Below are 14236 nucleotides of genomic sequence, written 5' to 3'. Positions count from 1 at the left end.
CATTGCAGCGTTAACCGCAGGGTGTCAGCCTTGCAGGCTGCGCACCTCGATTTCGCCATTCGCACGTTCCTGCATCGCCATCACCGCAGCCTGTGCGGCGGCGGCAGTGGTGAAATACGGGATCTTGTCGTTCAGGGCGACGGCACGGATATCGCGCGAATCCTCGACGGCCTGCGCACCTTCGGTGGTGTTCAGCACCAGCGCGATCTCGCTATCCTTGAGCTGATCGACGATGGTCCGGCCACCCTCGTAGACCTTGTTCACGGTTTCCACGGTGATGCCCAGATCGGCCAGCCATTTCGCGGTGCCGCGAGTGGCCACGATGGACAGTCCAAGGTCGGTCAGGCCGCGTGCGGCCTCTGCCATGGCGTCCGTCTTGTCATCATCGCGGATCGACACGAACACGCGGCCAGTCGTCGGCAGGTCTGTGCCCGCACCCATCTGCGCCTTGAGGAATGCACGGGCAAAGTTGCGGTCCCAGCCCATGACCTCGCCAGTGGACCGCATTTCCGGCCCCAGGATCGTGTCGACGCCGGGGAACCGCGCGAATGGCAGAACCGCTTCCTTGACGCTGAACCAGGGTGTTTTCGGGTCGGCCAGCGTGAAGGCGTCGCCCAGCGGCAACACATCCATCGGGTTGTCGGTTTCGGGGTAGGGCGCGCGCAGCGGGAAATTTGACAGCGGCTCGCCTGCCATAAGACGGGCGGCGATGGATGCAATGGCACTGTCGGTCGCCTTGGCCACGAATGGCACGGTGCGGGACGCGCGGGGGTTCACCTCGATCAGGTAGACTTCTTCGTTCTTGACGGCGAACTGGATGTTCATCAGGCCGACGACCCGCAGCTCCTTGGCCAGCAGGTCGGTCTGGCGGCGGATCTCGGTGATCATCGCGTCGGACAGCGAATGCGGCGGCAGCGAACAGGCACTGTCGCCGGAATGCACGCCGGCCTCTTCGATGTGCTGCATGATACCGGCGACATGGGTGTTTTCCCCGTCGCACAGGCAATCGACATCCACCTCGACCGCACCCGACAGATAGCTGTCCAGCAGCACGGGGCTGTCGCCCGATACCACCACAGCGTCAGAGATATAGCGTTCCAGCTGTGCCTGATCGCGCACGATCTCCATTGCGCGGCCCCCCAACACATAGGACGGGCGGATGACAAGCGGGAATCCGATGTCCGCGGCAATCGCAAAGGCCTGCTGGTCGGTGGACGCGATACCGTTCACCGGCTGTTTCAGCCCCAGACGGTTGACCAGATCCTGGAACCGTTCCCGGTCCTCGGCCAGGTCGATCGCGTCGGGCGAGGTGCCGAGGATCGGAATGCCTGCCTCTTGCAGCGCGTTCGCCAGTTTCAGTGGCGTCTGACCGCCGAACTGCACGATCACACCGTGCAGAATGCCGTTTTCCTGCTCGACCCGCAGGATTTCCATGACGTGCTCGAACGTCAGCGGCTCGAAATACAACCGGTCCGATGTGTCGTAATCGGTCGAAACCGTCTCGGGGTTGCAGTTGATCATGATCGTCTCATAGCCCTGATCGGTCAGGGCGAAACAGGCGTGACAGCAGCAATAGTCAAACTCGATCCCCTGTCCGATCCGGTTCGGACCACCACCCAGGATCACGACCTTCTTGCGGTCGGACGGGCGCGCCTCGTCCTCGACTTCGCCCATCATGGGGGCCTCGTAGGTCGAATACATATAAGGCGTCTGCGCCTCGAACTCGGCCGCACAGGTATCAATGCGTTTGAATACGGCGACGACACCGGCGTTGGTCCGTGCGCGCCGTACGTCTGCCTCTGACTGACCCGTCAGGGTCGCCAGACGCGCATCGGTAAAACCCATCATCTTGAGCTTGCGCAGGCCCGTCTCGTCCGCGGGCAGGCCGTTCGACTTGACCACCTCTTCGGCGTCCACGATTTCGCGGATACGGGCCAGGAACCAGGGGTCGAACTTGGTGACGGCGTGGATGTCGTCATCGCTCAGACCGTGACGCATCGCCTGCGCGATCACGCGGATGCGGTCGGGGGTCTGGCGTGCCAGCGCCTTGGTGATGGCGGCAACGTCAGGGGCGCCAGGGATCGCGATGTCGTCGAACCCGGTCAGCCCGGTTTCCATGCTGGCCAGCGCCTTTTGGAAGGATTCGTGGATGGTGCGGCCAATGGCCATCGCCTCGCCCACGGATTTCATCGCCGTGGTCAACAGCGGTTCAGAGCCTGCGAATTTCTCGAAGGCAAAGCGCGGGATTTTCGTCACGACATAGTCGATCGTCGGCTCGAATGACGCAGGGGTCACTCCGGTGATGTCGTTGTCCAACTCGTCCAACGTGTAACCCACGGCCAGTTTCGCCGCGATTTTCGCAATCGGGAAACCCGTCGCCTTGGACGCCAGGGCCGAAGACCGCGACACGCGTGGGTTCATTTCGATGACGACCATGCGGCCATCGTCGGGGTTCACGGCCCACTGCACGTTGGACCCGCCGGTTTCCACGCCGATTTCGCGCAGCACGTTGATGCTGTGCGTGCGCATGATCTGGTATTCCTTGTCGGTCAGCGTCAGGGCAGGGGCCACGGTGATGCTGTCGCCGGTGTGCACACCCATCGGGTCCACGTTTTCGATGGCACAGACGATGATCGCGTTGTCCGCGGTGTCGCGCACCACCTCCATCTCGAACTCTTTCCAGCCCAGCAGGGATTCGTCGATCAGGATCTGCGCCATGGGTGACGCTTCCATGCCGGTGCGGCAGAAGTGTTCGTACTGGTCACGATTGTAGGCGACACCGCCGCCCGTCCCGCCAAGGGTAAAGGCAGGGCGGATAATCGCGGGCAGGCCCACGTATTCAATCGCGTCGATGGCCAGCTGCACCCCGGCCTTGATGTCGAATTTGCCTTCAGCTTTTTTCGGCGCGGTCACGATCGTGGCCTTGGGGTTCTCGATCCCCAGCCGGTCCATTGCCTCGCGGAACAGCTTGCGGTCCTCGGCCATCTCGATGGCCTCACGCTTGGCCCCGATCAGTTCGACGTTGTATTTTTCCAGCACGCCCATGTCGGCCAGTGCCAGCGAGGTGTTCAGCCCCGTCTGTCCGCCCATCGTGGGCAGCAGCGCGTCGGGGCGTTCCTTGGCGATGATCTTGGCCACGACCTCGGGGGTGATCGGTTCTATGTAGGTGGCATCCGCCAGCCCCGGATCGGTCATGATCGTGGCGGGATTCGAATTCACGAGGATGACGCGGTAACCCTCTTCGCGCAGCGCCTTGCAGGCCTGTGCGCCGGAATAGTCGAATTCGCAGGCCTGTCCGATGACGATGGGACCGGCCCCGATAATCATGATGGACTTGATATCATCGCGTTTTGGCATGGCGGCCCCCAAATTGCAGCAAATTGTCCGCGTTATAGAAGGGCGCGGGCAAGGTGCAAGGCCCGATGACCGGGAACCGATTTTTCGCGAAAAATCGGCGCCACCGGGCTGGCGTGATCGCACAAAGACGGCGCGCGGGTGCCATGCTTGACTTATCGGGGTCAAAGGGGTGTATCGGGACAAACGTTTTTTGACCCAAGGACCCTGCCATGCATGCCTATCGCTCTCATACCTGCGCCGATCTGACGGCTGCGAATGTCGGTGACAAGGTCCGGCTGTCCGGCTGGGTTCACCGGGTCCGTGACCACGGCGGAATCCTGTTCATCGACCTGCGCGACACCTACGGGGTGACCCAGGTGCTATGCGATCCCGATTCTGCCGCCTTTGCCGAGGTGGAAAAGGTCCGCGCCGAATACTGCATCCGCATCGACGGCGAGGTAAAGGCCCGCGACCCCGAGCTGGTCAACCCCAAGCTGCCCACGGGCGAAATCGAAGTGTTCGTCCGCGACATCGAGGTGCTGGGTGCGGCCAAGGAGCTGCCGTTGCAGGTCTTTGGCGATCAGGAATACCCCGAGGAAACGCGGCTGAAGTATCGCTACCTCGACCTGCGCCGCGAGGCGATGCAGCACAACATGAAACTGCGCACCGATGTCGTGCGGTCCATGCGCCAGCGCATGTGGGACCAAGGGTTCCGCGAATTCCAGACGCCGATCATCACGGCATCCAGCCCCGAGGGCGCGCGCGATTTTCTGGTGCCCTCGCGCCTGCACCCGGGCAAGTTCTATGCGCTGCCGCAGGCCCCGCAGCAGTTCAAACAGCTGATCATGGTGTCCGGCTACGACAAGTATTTCCAGATCGCGCCCTGTTTCCGCGACGAGGACCCGCGCGCCGACCGGTCGCCGACCGATTTCTACCAGCTCGATCTGGAAATGAGCTTTGTCGAACAGCAGGACGTGTTCGATACGATCCAGCCTGTCATCGGCGGCATTTTTGAAGAATTCGGCGGCGGCCGCAAAGTCGACCAGACATGGGAACAGATCAGCTACCGCGACGCGGCCCTTTGGTATGGCACGGACAAGCCCGACCTGCGCAACCCGATCAAGATGCAGGTCGTCAGCGATCATTTCCGCGACTCGGGCTTTGCCATCTTTGCCAAGCTGCTGGAGCAGGAGGGCACCCAGATCCGCGCGATCCCCGCGCCGGGCGGCGGGTCACGCAAGTTCTGCGACCGCATGAACGCCTTTGCCCAGAAAGAAGGTCTGCCCGGCATGGGCTATATCTTCTGGCGCGATCAGGGCGAGGGAATGGAGGCCGCCGGCCCGCTGGCCAAGAACATCGGGCCGGAACGCACAGAGGCGATCCGCCAGCAGCTGGGTCTGGGTGTGGGCGACGCGGCGTTCTTCCTTGGTGGGAAACCTGCCGCGTTCGAGGGTGTCGCAGGCCGTGCGCGCACCGAGATCGGTCAGGAACTGAAACTGATCGACACCGACCGCTTTGCCTTTGCCTGGATCGTCGATTTCCCGATTTACGAGCGTGACGCGGAAACCGGCAAAATCGACTTTGAACACAACCCCTTCTCCATGCCGCAGGGCGGGATGGCCGCGCTGGAGGGCGACCCGGAGGATGTGCTGGGCTACCAGTACGATCTGGCCTGCAACGGATATGAACTGGTGTCCGGCGCGATCCGGAACCACCGCCCGGAAATCATGTTCAAGGCGTTCGAGATCGCAGGCTACGGCAAGGAAGAGGTGGAGAAACGCTTTGGTGGTATGGTCAACGCGTTCCAATATGGCGCGCCGCCCCACGGTGGCTGTGCCGCTGGCATCGACCGGATCGTCATGCTGCTGGCCGACGAGGCGAACATCCGCGAGGTCATCATGTTCCCGATGAACCAGCGCGCAGAGGATCTGATGATGAACGCCCCCAGCCTGCCGCAGAACGAACAGCTGCGCGAGCTGCACTTGCGGACAATCCCCGCCGACAAATAGTCAGACGACCTGACAATGCAAAAGGCGCGCCCCGCAAGGGACGCGCCTTTTTTCATTGCCCCATGCGGGTCAAGCGCGGGGCAGCAGGTTCTTTTCGTAGAGGAACACGCGCGATCCAGTCGGGACGCGCGGATAAAGATCAATGACCTGTTCATTGGTCAGACGGGCGCAGCCATTCGACACATCGGTGCGAATCGTGCTGGGCTTGTTCGTGCCGTGAATCCGCAGGAACGTGTCGCCGATCCCCTCTTGGAACAGATAGAGCGCCCGTGCGCCCAGCGGGTTCTCCGGGCCACCGGGCATGCCGTCGGCATATTTCGCATAGGAGTCAGGATCACGCTCGATCATGTCGGGCGTCGGGGTCCAGCTGGGCCATTCCTTTTTCGCGCCTACGGTGAATTCGCCGGCTTCGTACAGTTCATCACGCCCGACACCCACGTAATAGCGGATCGCCTCGGCGTCAGGCAGGGTCCAGTACAGCGAATAGACATCCGGAACCACGTGGATTTCCCCGGGGGGCAGCGGGTTGTCCAGCTGCACAACCTTGGGCGACATGTCGAATGTCGGCTCTGCGATGGCTTGCGTGTCTTCTTGGGCCTGCAACAGGGTCGGCAGAGTCATCCCACCGGCCCCGATGGCGGCAGAGGTCAGAAAGCGGCGGCGGTCAATCATCACAACGGTCCTTTGGTCGCGTCTTTGTATCACTATCTGGTGAATTTCACACGGTCGCGCAAGGTTGCGCCAGTCACAAGCGCATGTGCGAATATTTCGACATCCGTCAAAATCGGTCTTTTGTCATGCCGAAACCCGCGAGTTTGAGGTGCACGGCAGTGCAAAAAATGATAATCCGATCCCAAAGGATTTGCCGCAATGACCATTCCATTTGATCCGACACTCGCTGCCTTTCGCTTTGGCGTGGGGTTGGGGCCGTCCGCGCCCGGTCCTGCATCGGTGCAGGCCATGATCGCGTCGTTGTCCGGGCCGGATCTTGCGGCCGAACGCTATCCGATCGCAGGCATGGAAGAGACCGACCCCTCGATGGCAGAGTTTCGTTTTGCGGCCGCCGCGCGGCGTGCGGCACGGGGGACGCCCGAAGTAGAAGAGTTGCGAAAGAAGGAAGGTGAATTTCGGCAGGCCATGAACGTGACCCGCCGCAATGATCACCTGCGGACAATTGCGCGCGCCGTGACCACCGATGACGGGCTACGCGAACGCCTGACATTGTTCTGGGCGGACCATTTTGCCGTCCGGGCAAAGACCTTTGCCTTTCGGTCGATGATCGCACCCTATGTCACCGATGCAATCAGACCGCATGTTGTCGGCCGGTTTTCGGATATGGTGGTGGCGGCCACGCTGCATCCGGCGATGCTGCACTATCTGGATCAATGGGTGTCCGTCGGGCCAAACAGCACTGTCGGGCAAAAACGCGGGTTCGGTTTGAACGAAAACCTCGCACGCGAATTGCTGGAACTGCACCTGTTCGGGGCCGATGGGCCGTTCACCCAGCGCGACGTCACCGAGTTGGCCGAGCTTTTGACCGGTGTCACCTATGATTTCCGTCAGGGCTTTGCCTATCGCACCGATCGTGCCGAACCCGGGGCCGAAGTGGTGATGGGCCGGCGTTACAGTGCCGAGGCGGATTTGCAGACTGTGAAATCGGCGCTGGTCGATCTGGCAACACGGCCAGAGGTGGCGGACCATATCGCGTCCAAGCTGGTGGTCCATTTCGTGTCGGACCTGCCCGATCCGACCCTTGTCGCATCCCTCGCAGGCGTTTTCCGGGAAACGGGCGGGGATCTTTTGGCGGTGACGCAGGCGATGGTGTCACATCCGGCGGCCTGGATCGTGCACCGGTCCAAGGTGCGCCGCCCCGATCTGTTCGTGATGGCCAGCCTGCGCGCATTGGGGGTCGACGGCGACGATATCCTGAACATGCGACCGGCGGATTACCGGGACTGGATGGTGCGACCCTTGCAGGTCATGGGCCAGCCCTATCAGGCACCTTCCGGTCCGGACGGTTGGCCAGAGGACGCGGAAAGCTGGATCACCCCGCAAGGTCTGGCCGGGCGGATCAACTGGGCCATGGGGGCCCCGCGTGTCATGGTCGACCCGCTGCCTGATCCACGTGATTTCGTGCAGACCGCTTTGGGTCCGGAGGCCCCGGCCGAGGTCACCTTTGCGGCCAGCAGCGCCGAAACCCGGTCCGAAGGCATCGGCCTCGTGCTGACGTCACCCGCATTTCAAAGGATTTGAAGATGGATCGCCGTGCATTCCTGACGCGCAGTCTTGCCCTTGGCTGTTCTCTTGCTGCCAGTCCATTGGTGACGCCCGTGGCCCTCGCACAGGGGCCGTGGGATGCGCGTCTGGTGGTGATCGTGCTGCGTGGCGGACTTGATGGCCTCGATGTCATACGACCCATCGGTGACCCTGACCTTGCGCGCCTGCGCCCGCGCCTGATGGAAACCGCCGGTCTGGGGCTGAACGACGCCTGGGCCCTGCACCCCGGTCTGTCCGGCTTGCGTCCTTTATGGGACGCGGGGCAATTCGGAGCGCTGCACGCCACGTCGTCACCGTACCGCGGGCCGCGCAGTCATTTTGACGCGCAGGACGTACTGGAGGCCGGGACATTTCCCGCCGGTGAATCGCGCAGCGGCTGGCTGAACCGGATGTTGGGCATTGTGCCGGGCATGACCGCAGAAACTGCCTATTCGGTCGGATATGAACAGATGAAGATCCTGTCCGGGACCAACCCCTATCTGCAATGGTCCCCCCGGTCGGAACTGGACCTGTCTCCGCAATCGCGACGCCTGCTGGACCTGATCCTGCATGACGATCCGATCTTTCGCGATGCGGCTCTGCGGGCCGTCGACATTGCCGACACCCTGTTCACCGAGGCTACCTCTGACGCAGAGGATGCGGGCGCAGACGGCGAGATGGGCATGATGATGGCGCCAGCACCCACGCGGGGACATGCAGGCGTCGCGGCTTTTGCGGCGCAGCGCCTGCGCGCCGAGACGCGGATCGCCAGTTTCTCGTTGCACGGCTGGGATACGCACAGCCGTCAGGACATCCAGTTGAACGGCGCGTTGGAAAATCTGGCCGAAACGATCCTGACGCTGCGGGATGGGTTGGGCCCGGTCTGGGATCGAACTGCGGTGCTGTGCATGACGGAATTCGGGCGGACGGCGCACGAAAACGGAACACTGGGTACCGACCATGGCACGGGTGGGGCGATGCTGTTTGCGGGTGGGGCGCTGCGTGGCGGGCAGGTCTTGGGACGCTGGCCCGGACTGGCCGAGGCCGATTTGTTCGATCGGCGCGACCTGATGCCAACTTCGGATGTGCGGGCCGCCGCCGGTCGTGTCATGCAGGATCTGTTCGGCCTGTCGCGCGGCGATATCGAAGACACGATTTTTCCGGGGCTGGACATGACTGATGCGCCACGGCTGGCGGTCTGATCCGGTGGTCGAGCGTCACGTCGGGCCGATCGTCGCGCGTTGGACGCCGCCTGAAGATCCGCCCGCTGATCTGACCCTGACAGGGCACCATGCGCATCTGCGCCCGCTGGATCCCGCGCGCGATACCGACCCGTTGTTCGACCGCATCGGACCGCATCCCTGGCTGTTCGATTATCTGTTTGATGCACCGCCTGCGACGGTCGGTGATTTTGGTGCGATCATGGCGGCTGTTTTTGCCGCCGATGGTCTGGCGTTGGCGATCTGTCGGGCTGGTGCCGCCGATCCGCTGGGTTATGCCTGCCTGATGAACGTCGATACAGCCGCAGGCGGGATCGAAATCGGCAACGTCAATCTGTCGCCGGATTTGCAGCGCACACCCGTCGCCACCGAAGCGTTCTTTCTTTTGTGCGACTGGGCCTTTGATGCTGGCTATCGACGCATGGTCTGGAAATGCAACGCGCTGAACATGCCCTCGCGCCGGGCTGCGCAGCGGCTGGGGTTCAGCTACGAAGGGACGTTTCGTCAACACCTGATCGTCAAGGGACGTAATCGGGACACCGCCTGGTTTGCGATGACGGATGGTGACTGGCCGGGTCTGCGGTCTGCCTATCTGGATTGGTTGGCACCGACAAATTTCGATGCGCGCGGCCAGCAATGCAGCAATCTGGGGGTGTTGACGGCACCCTATCGCTTCGCGTCGGATCCCGCGTTGGAAACAAAAGACCGCGCCTAAAATCCTGACGCCGTTTTCAGACGGGCTGTCACCATGTCCGTGAGGCTGTTCAGCGGCCCATCTGTAGCATCCCCCCGCCGCCGGTCACGGATCAGCCGGCTGGCCATGCACGCCAGGTCCGTGTCGCCGGCGCTACCCGCAATCCCGATAATAAACCCCGCAACGTAGTCGAGCGTGTCACCGCCCTGATCCTGTTTCAGTACCCTGGCCGCGTATTCAAGGTCTTCGCGATAGGCGATCCGATCGGGTGCGACCTGTTCCCCGGACAGCATCCGCGGTCCTTGTGGTTGGCGGTTGGCGGGCAGATGCGACAGGATTGCTTGTTGAAAATCCGACAGGCTGGCGATCGGTTTGGGTAGGAAACCATCACCCCCTGCGGCGATGACGTCATCGGCCATGTCCGGATCACCGGACGTGCCCAGGATCACATCAATCCGCGGCGTCGCCTGCGCCAGTTGCCGGATCAGTGTCAGACCAGACCCGTCAGGCAGACCGACATCGACGATAATCGCCGTCGGTCGGTAGATGGACAGGTGTTTCATCGCGCTGGTCAGACTGTCTGCCCGGCGCACGCGCGCGCCCGACCGCATGCACAGCATGCGCACCGCCTCGCAGGCAAAGCGACTGTCCTCGACGACCAGCAGGGTCATGCCCAACAGGGGCCGCAATGCAGTCGGCGGTCGCCGCACCAAGAATTCTTCGACGTTGTCCATGTCCCCACTCCTATGATCTGAACGTCTGGGGTCCAGACAACCATCCGAAGGTGAAGGAGAGCTTAATGTCGCAGCGGAAAATCCCCCCTCCTCTTGGCAAGGGGCTGCGCGGCCTGCATAACACTGGCAAAATGCTAGGGGAATGTGATGATCGGACGCCTGAACCACGTGGCCATCGCCGTGCCGGATCTTGACGCTGCCGCAGAACAATATCGCGGCGCGCTGGGGGCTGCGGTCGGCCCTGCAATCGATCAACCTGATCACGGTGTAACGGTGATCTTTGTCGAACTGCCGAATACGAAAATCGAATTTCTCTATCCACTGGGCGCAGAGTCCCCGATCCAGAACTTTCTGGACAAGAACCCAGCAGGCGGCATCCACCACATCTGCTACGAGGTCGACGATATCATCGCCGCCCGTGACAAGCTGGTGGCGACGGGCGCACGCGTCCTTGGCAACGGTGAACCCAAAATCGGTGCCCACAACAAACCCGTGTTGTTCCTGCATCCCAAGGATTTCCAGGGCTGTCTCATCGAACTTGAAGAGGTCTGAACCATGAGCATCATTTCCGCCATCGTGCTGTTCGCCGTGATCTGGTGGATGACGCTGTTCATCGTGCTGCCCCTGCGCAACGTGACGCAGGGCGACACCAACGAGATCGAGCCGGGCACCCATGCTTCGGCCCCGGCAGATTTCAGTTTCAAGAAAAAGGCAAAGACGACGACCTTTTGGGCGATCGGGATTTACATTGTTGTGGCCGGGATCATCCTCTCGGGCGCAATCGAAGTACGCGATTTCGACTGGTTCAACCGGATGGGTCCGCCAAGCCTGCGGTCCGAGTGATCCGGTGATACAGATGTGTGAACGTGGCCGCTCCGATGATCGGGACGAACAGGTTCACCAGCGGAATGGACAGCGGCAGCGCCATCAGGATGCCCGCCGTCCAGATCGTACCCATATGCTGTTTGCGTAGGGCCTGCGCACCGGTGCGGCCCAGCCTGCGCATGGCTGCGACCTGAAAATATTCGCGGCCCAGCAGGTAGCCGTTCATCCCGTAGAATATGAAAGGCGCGGCAAACGGCACCAAAATATACCCGATCAGCGCCACAAGGTTCGCACCCACCAACACGCCCAAAAACGCGATACTGTCGCGCACCCCGTCCAAGATGGAGGTGGCTGCGACATGCGGCAGGTCGGGGTAATGGGCATCCTCGACCGCCTCTGCGACGGTATCCAGAAACAGCGATGTGATTGCGGATGCGATAGGGATCATCAGGAAAACCGATGCGATGAGGACTCCAAACAACGATCCCCAACCCAGCAGGTTGTCGATCCAGGTCACTTCGCCGATCCAGGGCAGGGACACCGGGTCGGACACAAACCAGCCGATCACACCCAGGATCAGCAGATAGGCACCGACCAGCAGCGCTAGCGTCAGACCGACACCCAGCCACAGTACGCGCTGGAACCGGGGGTCGGGCAATTGTGACAGCGCCTTGAAAAACGCCGTCAGGATCATGCAGCGACCCAGGTCGTGATCTGATCCAGATCGGGGCGCGGGCGGTCCGGCGGTGCCGAGGTTTCGGTACCCAGATGGATGATGCCGGCAACACGTTCATCATGGTTCAGCCCAAGGTGGGACTGCACGAATTCAGCGTCATGGCTGGCCCAGCCCGACAGCCAGTTGGCCCCCCAGCCAGCCGCAAGCCCGGCGTTCACCAGCGCAAGGCAGACACCGCCCACGGCGTAGGTTTGTTCTATGGTCGGCACCTTGTCCGAGTGTTTGGGGCTTTCGACGACAACTACGGCCAGGTTCGCATGCGCGAACTGGTCGCGCTGTTTCATCATCTTGTCCTCTGCGATACCGGCCTGTGCGGCGGCGGCGGGAACGGCACTGGCCAGCCGTTGCAAGGCGGCGCGTTCCAGAACGATGAACCGCCAGGGTTCCAGCTTGCCATGATCGGGGCTGCGGGCCGCCGCGGTCAGGATCTCGGTCAACTGGTCGCGTGTGGGGACCGGTGTCGTCAATGTCTTGCTGGGGCGCGAGCGCCGCGTCAGCAGAAAATCGAGTGCGTCTTGGTTGCGGTCGGGCATCGGGTATCCTCGTAACTGTCACGACACAGATAAGCGTGCAGTAACAAGGCGGCAACCGTGCGAAAGGCGCACAAATCCGGTGTTGGCACATCGGTGGGCGACCGTCTGGCCTGCCTAGGATTTGTCCGGGGCGGGTTTCAGGGCATAGGCCCCCTCTGGCAGATCAAGTGCTGCAAACAGGTCGCGCACCTGCCCCAAGGACAGGGTGATCGTGCGGTTTTCCCCCAGACGTGGGTCAAACTGGCTGACCGTGACGCAATCGTCAAAGGTGTTGACGATCACATCCTCCTGGAAGGGGGGACCCGCATCATCCACCAGGGTGACCGTCGTCGCGTCAAAGTCGTGTTCGATTGTAAACATGGCCTTAGCCTAGCGCGGTCCAGCGCATGCGCCAAGGGCGGTTTGACGCAAGTGTCATTAACCGGGGGGTGGCGGTGTCCGGGGCGCGTGATACCTGATACAGGCTGGTCTACAAAAAGGGATGGGACGACAATGATGCGATGGATCTGCGCTGTGGTTGCCCTTTTGGTGCTGACTGCCTGTGCGGCCAACCCGCGTCCGACGGCCCCGGTGGCCGTACCTTCCACCGTCGTCATGTCGCCAGAGGCCGCTGCCGGATCGCGACTGGTGGACCGGATGGACGCAGAGGCTGCGGTGCAGATGCTGGTTCAGGTCGTTGACCGCGTTGAACCTGTCGCCGAGGCGGAATGCCGTGCCGCAGGGATCGAGCCGAACTGCGATTTCGAATTCGCCATTGACGCCAATCCGCGATCACCGCCCAATGCCTTTCAGACGCTGGTGAACGGCGATCAGCCGCTGATTGCCTTTACCGGCACATTGGTGGCCGAGGCACGCAATGCGGACGAGCTGGCGTTCATCCTCAGCCACGAGGCGGCGCATCACATCCTGGGTCACATCGCGCAGCAGCGGCAGGCCGCATCCATCGGGGCAGCCGTCATGGGGCAGCTGGTCGGCTTGTCCGATGATCCACGCACGCGGCGCGAGGCGGCGGCCTTTGGTGCGGCTGTGGGCGCACGCACCTATTCGCAGCAGTTCGAATTGCAGGCCGACGCGCTGGGCACGGTCATTGCGGCACGTGCGGGCTTTGACCCGCTCCGGGGGGCTGAATTCTTTTTTCGGATACCCGATCCCGGTAACACGTTTCTGGGGACGCATCCGGCCAATGCCGACCGGGTCCGCGTCGTGAACGAGGCCGCACGTGCGCTTGGGTTTTAGGTCAGCGCCACCGTGCTGATCGTAATCGCCGCGAAAAAACAGGCCGAGGCTGCGACGACAAAGCCGTGCCAGATCGCAGTCGCAAACCGCAGGCTCTCGCGGCTGTAAAACAGCACGCCCACGGAATAAAGCGCGCCACCCGCCAGCATCAGCGTCAGCGCCACACCCGGCACCAGCCCCATCAGGTCGCGCACCAGCAGGATGCCCAACCAGCCCATCGCCAGATAGATCAATGGGCCGAACCGACCGGGCGTCGCCCAGAAAAACAGTTTACGCACCACGCCCACCAGCCCGATTGCCCAGATCGCGGCCAGCACCGCGTAGGCAAAGGGGGAGTGCACCATCACCGCCAGCGGTGTCACCGTGCCCGCGATCATCACATAGATCGCGGCATGGTCGATGCGCCGCAGGGTCGGACGGACCCGGTGCCAGGGCGTCATGTGATAGAGGCTGGACGCCAGGAACGTCGCCACCAGTCCGAAGCCGTAAACCGACAGCGCCGCGATGATGCCACCGCTGGCATTCAACGCAGCCCAGATAATCAGCAGCGCACCACCGATCACGGCAAAGGCCGTGCCAAGTGTATGGACAGCCCAGTCGGCGTGCCGGGCAGCGGGGTCCTGGGTCGGGTAGGTCTGGCTCATGCCTTGAACATAA

14 protein-coding genes are annotated in these 14236 nt (G+C 62.3%); 7 read left to right on the top strand and 7 right to left on the bottom strand.

Going from position 1 to position 14236, the window contains the following annotated elements:
- Positions 1-24: 24 nt before the first annotated feature.
- Entirely contained in the window at positions 25-3357 is a 3333-nt protein-coding gene (gene carB / locus BMX27_RS13500) for a carbamoyl-phosphate synthase large subunit (RefSeq protein ID WP_090160328.1), read from the bottom strand.
- Between the two features lie 209 nt (positions 3358-3566).
- On the opposite strand from carB, the gene aspS reads away from it, so the two are divergent.
- Positions 3567-5345, top strand: coding sequence for an aspartate--tRNA ligase (aspS, locus tag BMX27_RS13495; RefSeq protein ID WP_090160327.1), 1779 nt, complete (start codon positions 3567-3569; stop codon positions 5343-5345).
- Positions 5346-5414: 69 nt separating this feature from the next.
- Here aspS and BMX27_RS13490 read toward each other — a convergent pair whose 3' ends face one another.
- A complete protein-coding gene (locus BMX27_RS13490) occupies positions 5415-6017 on the bottom strand; it encodes a L,D-transpeptidase (protein ID WP_090160326.1) in 603 nt (200 codons plus the stop codon).
- A 198-nt stretch (positions 6018-6215) separates the two neighbouring features.
- Between BMX27_RS13490 and BMX27_RS13485 the strand changes: the two genes are divergently transcribed.
- Genes BMX27_RS13485 through BMX27_RS13475 form a run of 3 tightly spaced genes read left to right on the top strand, consistent with a single transcriptional unit; the run spans position 6216 to position 9536 of the window.
- Complete coding sequence (locus BMX27_RS13485; protein WP_256212537.1) at positions 6216-7598, top strand: DUF1800 domain-containing protein; 1383 nt, start codon at positions 6216-6218, stop codon at positions 7596-7598.
- Positions 7599-7600: 2 nt separating this feature from the next.
- Positions 7601-8803 carry a DUF1501 domain-containing protein gene (locus tag BMX27_RS13480; protein WP_090160325.1) on the top strand — a complete coding sequence of 401 codons (1203 nt, stop codon included), beginning with the start codon at positions 7601-7603 and terminating at the stop codon, positions 8801-8803.
- Positions 8781-9536, top strand: coding sequence for a GNAT family N-acetyltransferase (locus tag BMX27_RS13475; RefSeq protein ID WP_090160324.1), 756 nt, complete (start codon positions 8781-8783; stop codon positions 9534-9536). The genes BMX27_RS13480 and BMX27_RS13475 overlap by 23 nt, the downstream gene beginning before the upstream one ends.
- Here the strand turns inward: BMX27_RS13475 and BMX27_RS13470 are convergent.
- Positions 9533-10249 carry a response regulator gene (locus BMX27_RS13470; RefSeq protein WP_090160323.1) on the bottom strand — a complete coding sequence of 239 codons (717 nt, stop codon included), beginning with the start codon at positions 10247-10249 and terminating at the stop codon, positions 9533-9535. The two genes, BMX27_RS13475 and BMX27_RS13470, sit on opposite strands and share 4 nt — an antisense overlap.
- A 147-nt stretch (positions 10250-10396) precedes the next feature.
- Between BMX27_RS13470 and mce the strand changes: the two genes are divergently transcribed.
- Both mce and BMX27_RS13460 read left to right on the top strand, forming a co-directional pair.
- The gene (mce, locus tag BMX27_RS13465) at positions 10397-10801 is read left to right on the top strand and encodes a methylmalonyl-CoA epimerase (RefSeq protein ID WP_090160322.1); all 405 of its coding nucleotides are present in this window, start codon (positions 10397-10399) and stop codon (positions 10799-10801) included.
- A gap of 3 nt (positions 10802-10804) precedes the next feature.
- The gene (locus BMX27_RS13460; RefSeq protein WP_090160321.1) at positions 10805-11092 is read left to right on the top strand and encodes a DUF1467 family protein; all 288 of its coding nucleotides are present in this window, start codon (positions 10805-10807) and stop codon (positions 11090-11092) included.
- Here BMX27_RS13460 and BMX27_RS13455 read toward each other — a convergent pair.
- The 3 genes from BMX27_RS13455 to BMX27_RS13445 all read right to left on the bottom strand — a co-directional run bounded on the left by BMX27_RS13455 (position 11055) and on the right by BMX27_RS13445 (position 12703).
- Positions 11055-11768: an EI24 domain-containing protein gene (locus tag BMX27_RS13455; protein WP_090160320.1), complete on the bottom strand. Its 714-nt coding sequence runs from the start codon at positions 11766-11768 to the stop codon at positions 11055-11057. The genes BMX27_RS13460 and BMX27_RS13455 overlap by 38 nt on opposite strands.
- Entirely contained in the window at positions 11765-12343 is a 579-nt protein-coding gene (locus tag BMX27_RS13450; RefSeq protein ID WP_090160319.1) for a nitroreductase family protein, read from the bottom strand. Before BMX27_RS13450 ends, BMX27_RS13455 begins: the two co-directional genes overlap by 4 nt.
- A 114-nt stretch (positions 12344-12457) precedes the next feature.
- Positions 12458-12703, bottom strand: a complete 246-nt coding sequence (locus BMX27_RS13445; RefSeq protein ID WP_056036034.1) for a hypothetical protein — start codon at positions 12701-12703, stop codon at positions 12458-12460.
- Between the two features lie 132 nt (positions 12704-12835).
- Between BMX27_RS13445 and BMX27_RS13440 the strand changes: the two genes are divergently transcribed.
- The gene (locus tag BMX27_RS13440; RefSeq protein WP_371260140.1) at positions 12836-13579 is read left to right on the top strand and encodes a M48 family metallopeptidase; all 744 of its coding nucleotides are present in this window, start codon (positions 12836-12838) and stop codon (positions 13577-13579) included.
- Here the strand turns inward: BMX27_RS13440 and BMX27_RS13435 are convergent.
- Positions 13576-14223 carry a PAQR family membrane homeostasis protein TrhA gene (locus tag BMX27_RS13435; RefSeq protein WP_090160318.1) on the bottom strand — a complete coding sequence of 216 codons (648 nt, stop codon included), beginning with the start codon at positions 14221-14223 and terminating at the stop codon, positions 13576-13578. The genes BMX27_RS13440 and BMX27_RS13435 overlap by 4 nt on opposite strands.
- Positions 14224-14236: the final 13 nt, after the last annotated feature.

Origin of the sequence: Loktanella sp. DSM 29012 (genome assembly GCF_900110705.1) — a bacterium.
Taxonomy (GTDB): Bacteria; Pseudomonadota; Alphaproteobacteria; order Rhodobacterales; family Rhodobacteraceae; genus Loktanella; species Loktanella gaetbuli.
Note: the sequence above shows the minus strand (reverse complement) of the source record. Positions and strands in the feature narration are given on the sequence as shown.